The organism is Bartonella sp. AA18HLJMS, from assembly GCF_042197245.1.
Classification (GTDB): Bacteria; Pseudomonadota; Alphaproteobacteria; order Rhizobiales; family Rhizobiaceae; genus Bartonella.
In genome coordinates this window covers 36,066-53,646 of the sequence record NZ_JBHIRP010000005.1, presented here as the reverse complement: position 1 = coordinate 53,646, position 17,581 = coordinate 36,066, and the positions used below count along the sequence as shown (strand labels likewise).

Below are 17,581 nucleotides of genomic sequence, written 5' to 3'. Positions count from 1 at the left end.
CTTTTTATATATTATTCAAATAGATCTAATTCTGCTTGCGCAATATCTTTATTTTTGCTGTTTTCTTTTACCACAATCACTGGTTCAAGATTGGCTACATTTAAACTGTAATCGTCCCTTCCCCATTCGCATTTTTCTAATATTGCACGGGGGATTTTAGTGAGTGTCAGATTTTCAAAGGATGCTGATTTTGTATCAAAGGCTGTACCACAAATCAGCAACGTGCGATGAGAGCCTACCTCTTCACTCATTATACAGAGTTGTTCATGGGTCATGGCGCTCGTTGTGACATAAATATAATCTGTTTCGGTTGAATACCCTTGCATCCAATAATGATTTTCATCAGGTGCGTAGGTAAATCCCATATGTTTGCACATGGCTTCTGATAGCATGGCAGCATTATATTCGCGACTAATAATCCATTGTCCCCATGGATCTTTTTGCAACAGGGAAGGTGCAAGGCGATAATAACGGAATCCACCGCCACCTTGCCAATTGACACTTTTGGAAATTCCCCCTTGATCAGTTCCATCAATGACTTGTTTTAAACGAGGGATAATGTGGGTGTGACAATGCTCACCAAGTTCAATCATAATCCACTTCCTTCCCATTTTATGGGCAACAGCACCGGTTGTGCCAGAACCAGCAAAAGAATCCAGTACAAGATCACCGGGATTAGTGGCAAGTTGAATAATGCGTTCCATTAAACGTTCCGGTTTAGGAGTTGTAAAGACACTATCAGAATTAAAAATTTTAACTTCTCTTTTGGCATCTTGGTTGTGTCCCACTTCTGTGTAGGGCCAAATCGTCATTGAAACCATACCATTTTTTACTTCTGATAAAAAACGCTTAATACGTGGCACTCCATTATTATCTGTTCCAAACCAAATACGATTATCTTTCAATAATTCAAAGAATTTTTTTTCATTTATAGCCCAACTTCTACCATTAGGAGGCATCACCTTGCGTCCAGAAGGTGTGATGATTTCATAAATATCCTTAGGCGTTACTCTTTTTACGGACAAATCTCCAGATTGCCATAACCCACGCGGATCATTATCAGGATTTTTATAGCGCGCATCCATATCGCTTGAACGAGGAAGCAATTGAGGGCGCCAAATCGTTTTATCTTTGGCATAAACTATCACGAAATCATGATTGTCTGAAAGCCACTTTGCATCATTCTGCGGAGCAAATTTTTTTTGCCAAATAATGTTGTTGATGAAATTTTGGCGACCAAAAATTTCATCCATCATCACTTTAAGATAAGCTTGTTCATCATCATCAATGGAAATCCAGATACTTCCATCATCCGCCAGTAAATGATGTAACAATTCTAGCCTGTCTCTCATAAGGCTGAGCCATATGGAATGCTCTAAACCATCTTCATAATGTTCAAAGGCATTGCCTGTATTATAAGGCGGATCGATATAGATACATTTTACCTTCCCCATATATTCTTGTTCAAGCGCTTTGAGTGCGAGCAAATTGTCACCAAAAATAAGTTTATTATCAAAAATATCCTGGGATGATATTCGATGCGAAGCGTGATAAGATTTTTCAAGATCTTCTAATAAGATACGAGGCTCTAGTTTTGGGCGTTTTTCTTTTCCAATCCAAGTGAGTTCTAGTTTTTGTTTATTATAACTCATGTGATCGTCCTTAAATTCAAATGCTTGTGAAAAGTAAACAGCTTATTCATGAATGGCTAAATTAGAGTCTCTTAACAATACTTTTAGTACCATCCGACAGCAATTTGAGCTTCTTCTGACATACAATCAGGTGTCCATGGTGGATCAAAAGTCATAGTGACTTCAACATACGAAACCCCTTCAACTGCACTGACTGCATTTTCTACCCACCCTGGCATTTCACCCGCAACAGGACATCCCGGTGCTGTAAGAGTCATTTCAATTTTTACTGAACGATCATCTTCAATATCAATACGATAAATCAGTCCTAGCTCATAAATATCAGCAGGAATCTCTGGGTCATAAACTGTTTTGAGAGCAGCAATAATATCATTTGTCATACGATCAATTTCGTCTGCTGGAATTGCTGATATGTAAGATTTTTTATTTTCGCTTACAGTTTCAACGGATTCTGTAGAATGACGCTCTTCAATTGATTCAGCCATTAAAAAATGTCCTTGTTTCTTGCAATGCTTCTACTAATTGATCTATATCCTCTTGAGTGTTATACATGGCTAACGATGCGCGGCAAATAGATGTTAGACCAAAGCGCTGTAATAAAGGCTGTGCACAATGAGTTCCCGCACGTATCGCAACCCCTTTTCTATCAATAAACATAGCGATATCATGGGCGTGAATCCCTTCAATTGTAAATGATATAATAGCTCCTTTATTGGGAGAATGACCATAAATACGCAATGACTCAACCATTTTAAGTTTTTCCTGCGCATAAGCTAAAAGGGATCTCTCATGGGCATGAATCGTGCTACGACCTTTCTCTTGTATATAATCAATAGCCGCAGTTAATCCAATAGCTTCAACGATAGGAGGAGTGCCTGCTTCAAAACGGTAAGGAGGAGCATTATAAAAAACCTTATCGGTTGTTACCTCCTCGATCATTTCCCCTCCCCCTTGAAAAGGACGCATTTCTTCTAACCTATCTTCTTTACCATACAAAACACCAATACCAGTGGGTCCATAAAGCTTATGACCTGTAAAGACATACCAATCACAATCGAGATCTTGCACATCAACGGTTAAATGTACTGCTCCTTGAGAACCATCAACAAGAACCGGAATAGAATTTTGATGTGCTAGTTTAATAATCTCTTTAACAGGAGGCACAGTTCCTAATATATTGGACATATGCGTTATAGCAACAAGCCGCGTTTTTTCGCTTAAAGCCTTTTGGAAATCTTCAATGTGCAGAACACCATTTTCATCGACAGGAACAAAAATAAGTTTAACACCTTTTTGTTCACGGAGAAAATGCCAAGGAATAATATTTGAATGATGTTCCATGATCGTTAGAACAATCTCATCACCTTCCTTGAGTTTTGGCATCGCCCAACCATAAGCAACAGTATTAATAGCTTCTGTTGCATTTTTCGTAAAAACAATTTCTTCAGCTTTTTGAGCATTTAGAAAAACACGAACGGTTTCACGAGAATTTTCATAGGATTGTGTTGCTATATTGGCTAAAAAATACATTCCCCTATGCACATTAGCATAACTATAGTGATAATAATTATTCATTGCATTGAGTACTGACATTGGTTTTTGGGCAGAAGCACTACTATCAAGATATGCTAATCGCTTTCCATAAACTTGATGGTGCAAAATAGGAAAATCACGCCGAATTTCTTCGACATTATAAGTAAATGTTTGTACGTTATTTTCCATTTTTTCTACCTTAAACATTTTTTTCAAGCCATTTACTAATGATATTCTCCAAAACGATTTGAATATTATCTTGCTTGATGTCATCAATGAGCTCAGAGATAAATCCTTTAATCAAAAGTGCTCGCGCCGTTTTAAATGGGATACCACGTGTCATAAGATAAAAAAGATAATCATGATTAATATTAGCAACTGTTGCACCATGACCACATGCAACATCATCAGCAAAAATCTCCAGTTCAGGCTTTGCATTAAATTCTGCATCATCTGAAAGAATAAGGCTATTACAAGCCATGCGTGCATCTGTTTTTTGCGCTTTTTGAGAAACACGTATTATTCCTTGGAAAACACCAACAGCCTTATCCGTAACCACATTGCGTATAATTTCGGTTGATGTTGATTTTTCTTCCACGTGACGAACAGTCATTGTAAGATCACTATGTGTTTGTCCTGATAATAAATTTATGACGCGTAATTGAAAATCAGATTCTTCTCCCTGTAATTCAATATCGATTTCTTGGCGATTTAATTGACTCCCTATATTAATGACATAAAGTGATAACTTCGCTCTTTGATCAAGAACAGCACAAAATCGACCAAATTGTGTAGAATTAAAATCACGATTGCGAATGAGAATCCACGTAACATCACTATCAGCAGCAACATTTAATGAAAATATTGAACTGACAAAGGTATCTTTATCATTGCCAACCTGATGTTCAATAAACATAACTTGACTATTTTTATCAACTTTTATATCCGAAAAAATATGAGATTGTCCCCCCATTTGTATATTTTGTAATTCAATGGGGATATTTAACTTTGTATTTTCAGGGATGTAAAAAAGCCAACCATCTGTAACAAAAGCTGTATTTAACTGTCCAATAAAATCTTCATCAGAAATGTTTTGATTTATCTGTACAGAATTATCTTCTAATGCGTCTGAAAGGCGTTTTACTGCAATGTTGTCTACCTTTGACTCTATCGATGTTTTTCCATTGTTTATGGAGAAAACAGCACTTTCTGAAAGCAATGCATCAACCAATTGATTGTCTTGAACTTTTGAAAAATTGCTAATAGACTTCAGTAAGGTACGTAGATTGGTATAATGCCAACTTTCGATTTTACGGGAAGGAAGCCGTGTCATTTGAAACTGCTCAATAGTTTTCTTGCGGATTTCCTGTACAGCTTTATCACCAGGTAAGTGGTTTACATACTGATTGAAATTACTGAGTATATTTTCTTCAACCGCTAACAAGTTTTGCTGTGCATTCATATTTAATAACCTCAAATCGCTTCCCTAATAAGATCAGCATACCCATTTTGCTCTAAATAAAGCGCTAAGGATTTATCACCGCTTTTGATAATTTGTCCTTTATAAAGAACATGTACCGTATCAGGAATAATATAATTAAGCAGCCGTTGATAATGGGTAATCACCAAAAATGAACGTTTTGAATCCCGAAGTTTATTAACACCATCTGCAACAATTTTTAGTGCATCAATATCTAAACCAGAATCCGTTTCATCTAAAATGCAAAGTGTAGGTTCAAGAAGTGCCATTTGTAAAATTTCAGCGCGTTTTTTTTCTCCACCTGAAAAACCTACATTTAATGGACGCTTTAGCATATCCATATCTATTTCAAGTTTGGCTGAAACTTCTTTAACACATTTTATAAATTCAGGAATTTTAAGTTCTTCGTCACCTCGCGCTTTGCGTTGAGAATTCATCGCAACTTTTAAAAATTCCATTGTTGCTACCCCTGGTATTTCCATTGGATATTGAAATGCAAGAAAAACACCATATGCAGCACGTTCTGCTGGATCCATTTCTAAAAGTGATTGTCCATTATAGAGAATATCTCCTTCTGTTATTTCATAATCATCACGACCAGCAAGCAAATAAGATAAAGTTGATTTTCCGGCTCCATTTTGTCCCATGATAGCGGCAACTTCTCCATCTTGAACTGTCAAGTTTAAACCACGAATAATTTCTGTATCGGTTTCAGCAATACGGGCGTGCAAATTTTTGATCTCTAACATAATTAATCCTGTTTTGGCTGTTTTTCAGATATCAATGCGTATTATTTTACCTTAGCATCCATCTACTTTTGTAATTACCATAGAGGTCATTTTTAGCATTATATGCTACCGTTACAGCCTTTTTACATAAAGTCTTCTATTTATCTAATTAAATAAAATTATCCAACACTACCTTCAAGGCTAATACTAATAAGCTTTTGTGCTTCGACAGCAAATTCCATAGGAAGTTTTTGAATGACCTCTTTTACAAAACCATTTACAATTAATGCGATAGCTTCTTCTTCGGGAATTCCTCTTTGCATAACATAAAAAAGTTGGTCATCAGAAATTTTTGATGTTGTGGCTTCATGTTCAAACTGAGCTGTTGCATTTTTTGCTTCAATATAAGGAACTGTATGCGCACCACAATCATTTCCGATTAACAAACTATCACATTGCGTAAAGTTACGCGCATTTTGTGCTTTTCGATGCGCTGTGACTTGTCCTCGATAAGTGTTATTTGAAAAACCTGCAGAAATACCTTTGGAAATAATGCGACTGGATGTATTCTTTCCCAAATGAATCATTTTTGTACCAGAATCAATTTGTTGATAACCGTTTGCAACAGCAATAGAATAAAATTCTCCACGCGCATTATCACCACGGAGTAAGCAGGATGGATATTTCCAAGTAATCGCAGAACCGGTCTCAACTTGTGTCCATGAAATTTTAGAGCTATCACCTCGACAATCTCCACGCTTCGTCACAAAATTATAAATACCGCCCTTTCCATCTTTATCGCCAGGATACCAGTTTTGTACTGTAGAATATTTAATCTCTGCATTTTCAAGGGCAATAAGCTCAACAACAGCAGCATGAAGTTGGTTTTCATCACGTTGGGGTGCTGTACACCCTTCAAGATAAGAAACATAGGAATCTTCAGCGGCGATAATCAATGTTCGTTCAAATTGGCCAGTGTTGCGTTCATTAATCCTAAAATAAGTTGAAAGCTCCATAGGACAACGAACCCCTTTAGGAATATAAACAAATGAACCATCTGTAAAGACAGCTGCATTTAAGGCCGCATAATAATTATCACTTATAGGTACAACTGTTCCTAAATATTCTTTAATAAGCTCAGAATGTTCAATAATCGCCTCTGAAATAGAACAAAAAATCACACCAGCACGTGCCAGCTCTTTTTTGAATGTTGTTACAACAGAAACAGAATCAAAGACTGCATCAACAGCCACCTGCCCCGATACAGACATACTGTCATCAAAAGTGGAGGGATCAGACTGTTTTCTTACTCCTGCCAAAATCTCTTGTTCTTTAAGGGGAATGCCAAGTTTTTCGTACGTTGCTAATAACTCAGGATCCACTTCATCCAAAGATTTTGGTCCTGTATGATTTTTGGGAGCAGCATAATAATAAAGCTCCTGAAAATCAATTTTAGGATATTCAAGACGCGCCCAATGAGGCTCTTGCATTGTCAGCCAACGGCGGTAAGCTTTTAAGCGCCATGTTAGCATCCATTCAGGCTCATTTTTTTTAGCGGAAATAAATTTGATAATATCCTCATTTAAGCCTTTTGGAGCTTTATCGGTTTCAATATTGGTTTCAAAACCATATTTATATTGGTCAACATCTATTTCACGTACTTGGCGTATCGTTTCTTGTACTGCCGGCATAAATTTTCTCCATTTTTTGGCGTCAAAAACCGGTAACTAAAGTCTTGTTTTTTACAAGATTAAAGTAAGCAAGTTATCTCCTAGGCTATAGGTAAAGCGCAAAAATTTCAATCAAACTTATTTTATTTTTAAAATAATTCTAATTTTTATAACTTTCTGATGATAAATCTTCCCCTTTTTTCCTGCTTATAATTTGAGAAAAAAACGACAGAAAATCATCAATATCTTCAGAAGTTGTGCCACGCCCTAGCGAAATGCGAATGGCACCATTTGGAACATGATACCCCATTGCCTCCAACACTTTGCTTTGTTTTACTTTTCCCGAAGAACAAGCAGAGCCGGATGATAAAGAAAACCCTTCTAAATCAAAAGCAATTTGCATCGTTTCAGCTTTTATATTTTTCACGGTAAAGTAAGTTGTATTTGGCAAACGTTGAACTCTTTTGCCAAAAATCTCAACATTTTTACTTATTTTTTGTAGTCCAGCTTCTAATTTATTGCGTAAATATATTAACTGTTTTATTTCCTCCTGTGTGAAGCAATCAGTCATTGCTGCCCCAAAAGCAGCAATAAGGGGCAATGCTTCTGTTCCTCCACGGAGACCTTTTTCTTGTCCTCCCCCAATAATAAGAGGGTGTGGCATGAGAAGATTACCACATGAAACAAAAGCACCGATTCCTTTAGGACCGCCAACTTTATGTGCAGACAGTATAAAAAAGTCTCCTCCTAGCTGATTAATATCCACAAAATTTTTATCTATATATTGTGTCAAATCAACTATAAGAGTGCCTCCAAAATCCCGAACAATAGCGGCGATTTCTGTTAACGGTTGAATAACACCCGTTTCACTATTTGCAGCTTGAATAGCAACAAGAGGTAAACCTTTTATTTTATCGTGAACCGTTAAGAGTGATGTTAATTTATCTTGTTGTATGAGCCCATCTTGATCAACATCAATGACGCTTATCAACTCTTTAGAAAAACGTCCTCCCTCTGCAACAGAGGGATGTTCAGTCGCTCCAAGGTAAAGATGAGAAAATTTAACTTTTGCTTTCCCCATATTGTAAAAGGGTGTTAACAAAGTCATTGCAGCTTCACTCGCACCAGAGGTAAATACCACGTGATCTGGATCTGTTTTAAGATTTTCAGCGATTTGCCGACGGGCCTTTTGTAACAAAGTTTTAGCGGCACGCCCTTCCTTATGAACCGATGATGGATTACCAAATATCTCTAAAGATTCCAGTAACGCTATCCGTGCCACTTTTTTGAGCGGTGTTGTTGCGTTATGATCAAAATATCGGCGTTTTATAACCATTTTACATCGCAATCATTAATCTTATGAATTGATTGAAAAAATAGCGCATTTTTCTTGAAAAGTGCACTAAAAAAAGAATATCTAATAATTATTTAAGAGATTCTATGGTAAAAGTCGACCAGGGTCAAAGAGAGCCTTTTATTGCATTAAGGAGCATTTTATGCCAGAAATTATTTTTAACGGTCCCGCGGGTCGGCTCGAAGGGCGTTATCAACCTTCACAACAAAAAAATGCACCCATTGCGATCATCTTGCATCCTCACCCCCAATTTGGTGGAACTATGAATCATAAAATTGTCTATGACCTTTTTTATATGTTCCAACAACGTGGCTTTACAACTTTACGTTTTAACTTTCGTGGTATTGGTCGTAGTCAGGGTGAATTTGATTATGGAATAGGAGAACTTTCAGATGCTGCTGCTGCTCTCGATTGGGTTCAAACACAACATCCAGACTCTAAAAATTGTTGGGTAGCAGGATACTCATTTGGAGCATGGATTGGTATGCAGCTTTTAATGCGCCGACCGGAAATTGAGGGATTTATCTCAGTTGCCCCTCAGCCTAATGTTTATGACTTTTCATTTCTTGCACCTTGTCCCTCTTCTGGACTTATCATTCATGGCGGTATCGATAAAGTTGCCCCTCCAAAAGATGTTCAAATACTTGTCGATAAATTAAAAACACAAAAAGGTATCATCATTACACAAGAAATATTGGAAGAGGCTAATCACTTTTTCAGTGGATGTCATGAAAAACTTATTGAACGATGTGCCCACTATTTGGATAACCATATCTCCAATGAACTTCTCGCTCCTCCTCCTGAAATACTTTCACTAACTTAGGAAAATACGATAGATTTATAAAAAATTAGCAAAAATCGTCTCTGATCATAACAAAGTAATTTTTTTAGTCTGCATTTAAAATTTTTCTAAATTTTATTTCAGGATAGAAATGAGAATAACAGAACACCTTTTTTCTATTACTAAGAAGTTTCTTTTTTAGCGTAAAAAAGAAATAATACCTGTATTATTATCTTTATACTACCAATATGTCTCTTTCTCTTGTGAGGTGTGCGTCAGTTATGATAGATAACGCATTAATAATTCGTTATATAGTCGCCTATTATATACAATAAATGCACTCTTAAATTAGGAAATTAAATCTGTGTTTGCCTTTAAATCTGATTTTTTACACATTATGAGCGAACGTGGTTTTATCCACCAAATTTCAGATGAAAAAGGCTTAGATGATCTTTTTTCAAAAGAAACTGTAAGCGCTTATACTGGATTTGACCCAACAGCATCGAGTTTACATGCTGGAAGTCTTCTTCAGATTATGATGCTTTATTGGTTACAAAAAACGGGTCATCGCCCCATTGCTTTAATGGGTGGAGGAACCGGATTGATTGGTGATCCTTCTTTCAAAGACGAAGCGCGACGCCTTCTGACACAAGATGATGTTGCTGCAAATATTGATGGTATTAAAAAGGTATTTGCTAACTATTTGACATTCGGTGACCGAGAAACCGATGCTTGTATTGTGAATAATGCTGAATGGTTATGCAATTTAAACTACTTAGAATTTTTGCGTGATGTAGGAAAGCATTTTTCTGTCAACCGTATGTTGTCATTTGATTCTGTCAGACTCAGACTTGAGCGTGAGCACTCTTTGTCATTCTTAGAGTTTAATTATATGATTCTGCAAGCTTATGACTTTGTTGAACTTTATAAACGTTATGGGTTGCGTATGCAAATGGGGGGCTCTGATCAGTGGGGCAACATTATTAACGGAATCGAATTAGGACATCGTTTAGGAACACCGCAATTATATGCGTTAACATCACCATTGCTGACAACCTCTTCCGGTGCCAAAATGGGTAAATCATTGAATGGGGCTGTATGGCTAAATGCGGATAAACTTTCACCTTATCAATTTTGGCAATACTGGCGCAATACAGAAGATGCTGATGTAACACGATTTCTAAAGCTCTATACTCCATTGCCGATGGATGAGATTCTTAAACTTTCTCTATTACAAGGAACTGAAATTAACGAAGCAAAAAAAATTCTTGCAACAGAAATTACAGCAATGTTGCATGGACGTGTTCTTGCTGATGCAGCAGCAGAAACGGCTCGCAAGACGTTTGAAGAAAAAACTCTGGGAGAAAATCTTCCAACTGTTGAAATTAATGCCTCAGAATTAAAAAAAGGTGTTGGATTGCTCACTCTTTTAGTACAAGCAGGACTCGCTAGATCTAATAGTGAGGCACGCCGACACGTTCAAGGTGGAGGTGTCCGTGTAAATGATCAAATTATTGAGGATGAAACACATCTTATTATTGAAGGGGATGTCAGTGCAGAAGGAACCATTAAACTTTCTTTTGGTAAGAAAAAACATGTTGTAATGAAACCAGTATAATCTTTTGCTGTTTTGTTTATGTTGTTCACGTCGAGCTTGTTCTTTCAATTCAATCGTTGTGATAGGGCGAATTTTGTTAGGGAAATAAAAGTCTCTTCAAAACGATAAAATTCTAGAGAGTTGAATAGTTCTTTTCTTCTGTGTACTCTGATATCTTATACCTGTTACACAAAAAAGAAAGATGAAAACAATGACAAGACCAATGAAAGGTGCTCTTGCTCCTGATTTTACTTTGCCGCGCGATGGAGGTGAGACAGTGTGTCTTTCTGACTTTAAAGGAAAGCCTGTTGTTTTATATTTTTATCCCAAAGATGACACCAGTGGTTGCACAAGTGAAGCACTTGATTTCACAAAATTAAAGATGAAATTTGATGAAATCGGTGTTGCTGTTATTGGAATCTCTCCAGATAATGTAAAAAAACATGATAAATTTAAAATAAAACATGAACTTGATGTCATCTTGGTTTCTGATGAAGAAAAAACGACCCTCGAAGCTTATGGTGTTTGGGTTGAGAAAAGCATGTATGGACGCAAATATATGGGAGTTGAACGGAGCACTTTTTTAATTGATGCAAATGGAATAATAGCAGAAGAATGGCGCAAAGTAAGCGTATCTGGGCATGTTGAAAATGTTTTAGCTACTGCAACACTTTTATATCATAATGGTAACTTGTAAATTGAGTGTTTGATTTACCTTCAAAAGCAAAAGTTATTCTCCCTAATTGATTTTAGTTTTTCAACGGATTCAATTTTTACAATATATTGATTTATAAGGATAATGAATTGTTTTACATTTATATTAGTCCCCCGAATATCGCAAAATTTTCTGATTTCAGATTCTTCCTATCACTTGCAATATCATAAGCAGAATTAGCGTGTGAGAAAAAGTTGAAGAAAGGAACAAGAAAATCCCCCTTTAAACCTTTAAACCTTTAAAGTATCAAAGGCTATATAACATCACAGCATCCATAAAACGAACAGCTTAAGAAAAAATCTACATGGCTTGAAGGAAGGATATGTAATTAACGAATATCCTCAATTTTTTTGTCTTGTCCATAAATGCGCCGTGCGAGTGCTGCCTCTATAAATGCATCTAAATTACCATTAAGTACGGATTGTGGATCCGTATTTTCAATTCCTGTACGCAAATCTTTGACAAGCTGATAGGGTTGAAGAACATAAGATCTAATTTGATGTCCCCATCCGATTTCTGTTTTAGAAGATTCAGCAGCATTGGTTTCTTCTTCTCTTTTTTTAAGCTCTTCTTCATAAAGCCGTGCACGCAACATCGACCAAGCCGTAGCGCGATTTTTATGTTGAGAACGCTCTGTTTGACATTGAACAACAATACCCGTTTTTATATGTGTGATGCGAACAGCAGAATCTGTCGTGTTAACATGTTGTCCTCCTGCTCCAGATGCACGATATGTATCAATACGCACATCTGCCTCTGAAACATCAACTTCAATATTGTCATCAATAACTGGATAAACCCAAATGCTCGCAAAAGAGGTATGGCGCTTTGCATTCGAATCAAATGGAGAAATCCGCACTAAGCGATGAACACCTGATTCTGTTTTTAACATTCCATAAGCATTATGCCCTTTTACAAGAATAGTCGCTGACTTTATTCCTGCCTCTTCTCCATCATGAATTTCTAAAATCTCAACCTTCATTTCATGCTGTTCAGCCCATCGCATATACATACGTAAGAGCATAGAAGCCCAATCTTGGCTTTCTGTTCCCCCTGCTCCAGCATGAACTTCTAAATAGGTATCATTCGGATCTGCCTCTCCTGAAAGAAGTACGTCAATTTGCCTTTTATCTATCTCATTTTTAAGATTACGTATTGATCTTTCTGCATCAGCGATAATTTCCACATCACTTTCTTCTTCGCCCATCGCAATAAGCTCAATGCATTCTTCAAGTGTTTTTGTAAATGATAAAAGACCATTGATTGAATCATCAAGACGTTGACGCTCACGCATCATATCCTGTGCTCGTTGTGCATCATCCCATAATGATGGATCTTCCGCTTTTTGATTAAGATATTCAAGACGCTTTAGTGATTGATCCCAGTCAAAGATGCCCCCTTAGCAATTGTATTGCTTTCTGGATTTCATCAACTAATGTTTCTATTTCTGCTCGCATAATTTAACACCGTATTTTAAAAAACTCTTTTTGGTTGTGTCTCTTAGCATTTTATACAAATTTAATAGCTGCTATCAGAAAATGGTACAGTTCTATCACTCTATTTATAGAACCGACATTGTAAAAAAAGATAAAAACCATGACTCATGGCAAAAGGAGATTTTGTCGATTAATACAGGCCACCTGTCCCACTTTCAAGTGCTTTGTTGACTTGTGGAGAAGTCGTTACTGCAGGAACACCTTCTTGAAAAGAATTTGTACTCCCAATAACTTGATATATATCAGCAGGACCAGTCCCTGGTTTAAATGCTTCTATAATGACATCTTGATCTCCTCTTTCGGCAAGCATTCCTGTTTTCCGATTAATTGGCATTAAAATCATACCTTTTGGCATCTTAAAGGGAACATCTGGCTTCCCTTTAAGAGCATCTGCCATAAAATCACCAAAAATAGGTGCAGCTAATGAACTTCCTGTTCCATTATATCCTAACGAAGCTGGTTGATCATAACCGACAAAAATACCAACGACAATGTCAGGAGTAAATCCCATAAACCAGACATCCTTAGAGTCATTGGTTGTTCCTGTTTTAGCGGCAATATGTCGATTAAGATAACGTAAACGTGCCGCAGTACCACGCTGAACAACCCCTTCCATCATCGAGGTAATTTGATAAGCTGTCATAGGGTCAAGAACTTGATCTCGCTCATCAATCAATGTGGGCTCACTTTGATTATTCCATGAATTCGTATTACAATTTTCGCAAATACGATCATCATGACGATAAATTGTCTTCCCATAACGATCTTGAATTCTGTCTATCAGAGAAGGTTTAATAGAGCGTCCGCCATTGGCAATAACGGAATAAGCTGTAACCATCCGTAATACTGTTGTTTCACCAGCCCCTAAAGCCATGGGAAGATAAGGCTGCAATTTATCTACCACCCCAAAGCGTTCTGCATATTCAGCGACAAGAGGCATTCCCATATCATTGGCAAGCCGTATTGTCATAAGATTACGAGAATGCTCAATACCATAACGCAACGTTGAAGGTCCTGCAAAGGTACCACCATAATTTTTGGGTTGCCAAACTTCACCATTATATTGACGAACTTCAATGGGGCCATCTAAAACAACGGATGCTGGTGTATATCCGTTATCAAGAGCTGCTGCATAAACAAAAGGCTTAAAAGCAGACCCCGGTTGGCGGTAAGCTTGGGTTGCACGATTGAATTCAGATGCGGCAAAAGAAAATCCTCCCACCATAGCAAGAACGCGCCCTGTATGAGGTTCCATAGCAACAATTGCACCTTCAACCTTTGGAATTTGTTGTAAACGATAAGTGTTGTTTGTATTGGATAGTTTTTCAACAAAAATGACATCCCCAACTTGCAGAACATGAGATAAATTCTGAACAGTTTTTCGATAACCATTTTCTTTTACAACATGGAGTGCCCATTTTGAATTAGCTTCAGATAAAACAGCAATTTCCCGTTTTTTTGATAATATACCTGAAGCTTCGCGCTGTGGCTGTAAACCAATCTCTACTTTGTTGGGATTAGTAGAAAGAACAACAGCTAAACGCCATTCAGGAACATCACTTAGCCCTATGATATCTGCAAGTTCTGCCCCCCAATCACCTTTCTCATCAATATGCGCATAAGCTCCACGCCATCCTTGCGCATGATCAAATCTAATTAATCCATCGTGCAAAGCACGTCGCGCAATAAGTTGTAAATGCGGATCAAGCGTTGTACGAATGGAAAGCCCACCTTCATAAAGTGTTTTAGCCCCATAGCGATGTATTAAACGACGCCGTACTTCTTCAGTAAAATAATCAGCTGCAAAAACATAGCTATCACTCCCACGGATTGTCGCTCCTAAAGGTTTAGCTTTCGCTTTTTCACCTTGTTCACGCGTTACATATCCATTTGCAATCATCCGGTCTATAACCCAATTACGCCGATCAATAGCACGTTGTGTATTCTTAAATGGATCATAATTTGCTGGTCCTTTTGGAAGAGCAGCCAAATAAGCACATTGTTCTAGCGTCAGGTCATTGACGGATTTATTGAAATAAGTCAAAGAAGCAGCAGCTATGCCATAAGTGCCACGACCCAGATAAATTTCATTGAGATAAAGCTCGAGAATATGATCTTTTGAATAAGTTTTCTCAATACGCATTGCTAAAATAGCTTCCTTAAATTTACGTTCTAACGTTGTTTCTGAACTTAAAAGGAAGTTTTTAGCGACTTGTTGCGTTATAGTTGATGCACCCTCTGGACGTCTTCCAGAACCAATATTACGAATATTATTGATCAAAGCTCGAGAAAGTCCTTCAGGATCTAAACCAAAATGATGATAAAAGTTTTTGTCTTCAGCCGAAATGAAAGCATTTATAACAAGCTTTGGTATTGATTGAATCGGTAAATAGAGGCGATGTTTTGTTGCAAACTCTGCCATAAGACGGCCATCAGAAGCATGGACACGGGTCATTACCGGCGGCTCATAAAGTGAAAGAACTTCATAATCAGGGAGTGCATTTGCTTGACCACTGGTCATAACACCCCACGTTATTGCACCATAAAGTCCAATAGCAATAAAAAAACGAAGAAGATATCTTAAAAAAATCATCATAAAAATGGCTATCGCTTTCTTAAGAATTAATTAAAGAAAAAATACGTTACTTCAAACACACCAAGTGGATATCACCACAAGATTGAGATCAAGAGAAATTGTTTTCTATCTTTTATTTATACCAGGGTACATTAGAAGCCCATATTGATACTCTATTTTCTCATAAATTTAAAGAGGCTGTATCATTTTCTGCCTATAATCAGCAAATTGACGAATAGAATGAGCAATAGAGGCTGCCATTTGTTTTCTCCAATGAGGATCATTTAATAACTTTTCATCCTCTTTATTGGATAAATAACCTATCTCTATCAAGACTGAGGGTATATCTGAAGCTCTTAAAACTTGAAAATTAGCATACCGATGTGGGTTATTAATCAAGTTAATATGATTCTTTGATAAACTTGAAATAACACTATTTGCAAAATTAACCGAAAATGTATGTGTTTCACGTCGTGTAAGATCCATCAAAATATCTGTAACTTCGAGCGTTTCATCTGCAGGCAAACCATCAAGCAAATCAACTTTATTTTCACTTTCAGCTAAAGATTTTGCAATGGCATCAGAGGCTTTATCTGATATGGTATACACTGTGGCACCGCGAAGAGAATGTAGATCAATCGTATCTGCGTGAATAGATATAAAAAGGTCAGCATCAAACTCTTGCGCTTTTTTAACTCTTTCACTTAGTCTTAAAAAAATATTGGAATCTCGTGTTAAAGCAACGGTAATATGAGAATCCTTTTGTAATTCGTCTCGCAATGCACGCGCAAAGTCTAAAGTCACATCTTTTTCTAAAATTCCAGTAACACCCCGTGCACCACCATCAATACCACCATGACCAGGATCAAGAACAACACGGAAATTATATGCTGGCATTAACTGTGTTTTTGTATCAAAATTGCTTCTTTGCTGTTTTTTTAATATCTCATCAAATTTTTCTTGTGTACTTTTACGAATATCAATCAGCAACTGCCATAAACCATTATTTAATTTTTTTACGACATTTTTTTCAACCACAAAAGCCGTTTTACTTGTCAAAATAATGCGTGAAGTCTGTATGTCAGAGAAAGCATAACGCACATCTGAAAGCATAACGGATAATGTATTCCGTTTCTTTAAAGGCGTATTTTGCATCGAAAAGTCAATTGTAGGTAAATTGATAACCAAACGTGCGGGCCTGTCCAAAATCTGTAAACGAACATTTGGTTTTGAATTAAAAACCGCAATAATACGCGTATGAACACTATCACCAATGGTTCGAAAATTAATAAGTCTCAGAGGATCTGCGGCTTGAACACTAGTTTGGAGTAGCAAAAAAGATAATAAAAAGTATGTGACGAGCACAATAACATCCCCATAAGCTGTTTTCAGCTTTTTGGTAAAAAAAACTCTTATCATAAGCAAAATACTCTACATTACCTTTGTAATAATTTATCTTGTTTACATAAAATGATACACCAATTTATTATCTATTTTTCAATAAAAGCTAAATAAACACCTCAAAACGAAATTAAGGGCATAAAGATATTATAATTATACATGATTTACATTGTTACTTGCCAAACGCATGATATCAACATAAAAGAATATTTATGCTTCCTAGCTGATAATAGTCATCTAAATTATCTGTAACTCATATTAAGTTGTCTTTAGAGGTTTTTTGTCTATTATGCGTTGAGACTTTTTTATGGATGAAAAATTTCTATGTTGTAACATTAGGATTGCATTACTTAAGATTCGTTGGTTCGGATATCCGAACTGTTTTAAAGATTATTTTACCGGAGACTTTTAAGAAAATATGAGTCATAAAAAACAGATGGAAATAATGATGAGAAATGGTGTAAATGCAGTCATGCCTTTGCACGTGGTGTTCCGTCCTGTTTTTCTGGTACCTCCCTTTTATGGCAGACAGCCTTTTATGTTTACGAATAGTTATAGCGTTCGTTTGAATAAAATTGTGCATGTCGCCTTCAGGATAT

The 17,581-nt window shown here is 36.7% G+C and carries 13 protein-coding genes; 3 read left to right on the top strand and 10 right to left on the bottom strand.

What is annotated here, in order from left to right; all coding sequences use genetic code 11:
• Positions 1–11: 11 nt before the first annotated feature.
• The 7 genes from ACFINW_RS04465 to ACFINW_RS04435 form a co-directional block, all read right to left on the bottom strand.
• On the bottom strand, positions 12–1,652 hold the full coding sequence (locus tag ACFINW_RS04465) for a site-specific DNA-methyltransferase (protein ID WP_375673833.1): 1,641 nt from the start codon (positions 1,650–1,652) through the stop codon (positions 12–14).
• 83 nt (positions 1,653–1,735) lie between these two features.
• Positions 1,736–2,137, bottom strand: a complete 402-nt coding sequence (locus ACFINW_RS04460) for an SUF system Fe-S cluster assembly protein (RefSeq protein WP_273787976.1) — start codon at positions 2,135–2,137, stop codon at positions 1,736–1,738.
• Positions 2,130–3,374: a cysteine desulfurase gene (locus ACFINW_RS04455; protein ID WP_375618154.1), complete on the bottom strand. Its 1,245-nt coding sequence runs from the start codon at positions 3,372–3,374 to the stop codon at positions 2,130–2,132. The genes ACFINW_RS04460 and ACFINW_RS04455 overlap by 8 nt, the downstream gene beginning before the upstream one ends.
• Positions 3,375–3,384: 10 nt before the next feature.
• Positions 3,385–4,647, bottom strand: coding sequence for a Fe-S cluster assembly protein SufD (gene sufD, locus ACFINW_RS04450; protein ID WP_375672030.1), 1,263 nt, complete (start codon positions 4,645–4,647; stop codon positions 3,385–3,387).
• 11 nt (positions 4,648–4,658) lie between these two features.
• Positions 4,659–5,414, bottom strand: coding sequence for a Fe-S cluster assembly ATPase SufC (gene sufC, locus ACFINW_RS04445; protein WP_375672022.1), 756 nt, complete (start codon positions 5,412–5,414; stop codon positions 4,659–4,661).
• 158 nt (positions 5,415–5,572) lie between these two features.
• Positions 5,573–7,084 (bottom strand): Fe-S cluster assembly protein SufB, encoded by a 1,512-nt coding sequence (gene sufB, locus ACFINW_RS04440; RefSeq protein WP_375634078.1) that lies wholly within the window; start codon positions 7,082–7,084, stop codon positions 5,573–5,575.
• A gap of 139 nt (positions 7,085–7,223) precedes the next feature.
• Positions 7,224–8,399: a cysteine desulfurase family protein gene (locus ACFINW_RS04435; protein WP_375673831.1), complete on the bottom strand. Its 1,176-nt coding sequence runs from the start codon at positions 8,397–8,399 to the stop codon at positions 7,224–7,226.
• Positions 8,400–8,559: 160 nt separating this feature from the next.
• Here ACFINW_RS04435 and ACFINW_RS04430 point away from each other — a divergent pair, with 160 nt between their 5' ends.
• The 3 genes from ACFINW_RS04430 to ACFINW_RS04420 all read left to right on the top strand — a co-directional run bounded on the left by ACFINW_RS04430 (position 8,560) and on the right by ACFINW_RS04420 (position 11,492).
• Positions 8,560–9,240 carry an alpha/beta hydrolase gene (locus ACFINW_RS04430; RefSeq protein ID WP_375613441.1) on the top strand — a complete coding sequence of 227 codons (681 nt, stop codon included), beginning with the start codon at positions 8,560–8,562 and terminating at the stop codon, positions 9,238–9,240.
• A gap of 322 nt (positions 9,241–9,562) precedes the next feature.
• Entirely contained in the window at positions 9,563–10,816 is a 1,254-nt protein-coding gene (gene tyrS / locus ACFINW_RS04425; protein WP_375640760.1) for a tyrosine--tRNA ligase, read from the top strand.
• A 190-nt stretch (positions 10,817–11,006) separates the two neighbouring features.
• Entirely contained in the window at positions 11,007–11,492 is a 486-nt protein-coding gene (locus ACFINW_RS04420; RefSeq protein ID WP_375640755.1) for a peroxiredoxin, read from the top strand.
• Between the two features lie 346 nt (positions 11,493–11,838).
• Here ACFINW_RS04420 and prfB read toward each other — a convergent pair.
• The 3 genes from prfB to ACFINW_RS04405 form a co-directional block, all read right to left on the bottom strand.
• Positions 11,839–12,967 (bottom strand): peptide chain release factor 2 gene (gene prfB / locus ACFINW_RS04415; protein WP_375640750.1). Its coding sequence is split into 2 segments (ribosomal slippage): positions 11,839–12,897 and positions 12,899–12,967, totalling 1,128 coding nucleotides; the frame shifts between segments, so codons are not numbered across the junction.
• A 169-nt stretch (positions 12,968–13,136) separates the two neighbouring features.
• On the bottom strand, positions 13,137–15,602 hold the full coding sequence (locus tag ACFINW_RS04410; RefSeq protein ID WP_375621237.1) for a penicillin-binding protein 1A: 2,466 nt from the start codon (positions 15,600–15,602) through the stop codon (positions 13,137–13,139).
• A gap of 168 nt (positions 15,603–15,770) precedes the next feature.
• Entirely contained in the window at positions 15,771–17,000 is a 1,230-nt protein-coding gene (locus ACFINW_RS04405) for an N-acetylmuramoyl-L-alanine amidase (RefSeq protein ID WP_375640745.1), read from the bottom strand.
• Positions 17,001–17,581: the final 581 nt, after the last annotated feature.

What these genes read in the sequence shown, in the direction of transcription:
- ACFINW_RS04465 (WP_375673833.1), bottom strand. Translation starts at nt 1,652, where the DNA reads ATGAGTTATAATAAACAAAAACTAGAACTCACTTGGATTGGAAAAGAA.
- ACFINW_RS04460 (WP_273787976.1), bottom strand. Translation starts at nt 2,137, where the DNA reads ATGGCTGAATCAATTGAAGAGCGTCATTCTACAGAATCCGTTGAAACT.
- ACFINW_RS04455 (WP_375618154.1), bottom strand. Translation starts at nt 3,374, where the DNA reads ATGGAAAATAACGTACAAACATTTACTTATAATGTCGAAGAAATTCGG.
- sufD (WP_375672030.1), bottom strand. Translation starts at nt 4,647, where the DNA reads ATGAATGCACAGCAAAACTTGTTAGCGGTTGAAGAAAATATACTCAGT.
- sufC (WP_375672022.1), bottom strand. Translation starts at nt 5,414, where the DNA reads ATGTTAGAGATCAAAAATTTGCACGCCCGTATTGCTGAAACCGATACA.
- sufB (WP_375634078.1), bottom strand. Translation starts at nt 7,084, where the DNA reads ATGCCGGCAGTACAAGAAACGATACGCCAAGTACGTGAAATAGATGTT.
- ACFINW_RS04435 (WP_375673831.1), bottom strand. Translation starts at nt 8,399, where the DNA reads ATGGTTATAAAACGCCGATATTTTGATCATAACGCAACAACACCGCTC.
- ACFINW_RS04430 (WP_375613441.1), top strand. Translation starts at nt 8,560, where the DNA reads ATGCCAGAAATTATTTTTAACGGTCCCGCGGGTCGGCTCGAAGGGCGT.
- ACFINW_RS04420 (WP_375640755.1), top strand. Translation starts at nt 11,007, where the DNA reads ATGACAAGACCAATGAAAGGTGCTCTTGCTCCTGATTTTACTTTGCCG.
- ACFINW_RS04410 (WP_375621237.1), bottom strand. Translation starts at nt 15,602, where the DNA reads ATGATGATTTTTTTAAGATATCTTCTTCGTTTTTTTATTGCTATTGGA.
- ACFINW_RS04405 (WP_375640745.1), bottom strand. Translation starts at nt 17,000, where the DNA reads ATGATAAGAGTTTTTTTTACCAAAAAGCTGAAAACAGCTTATGGGGAT.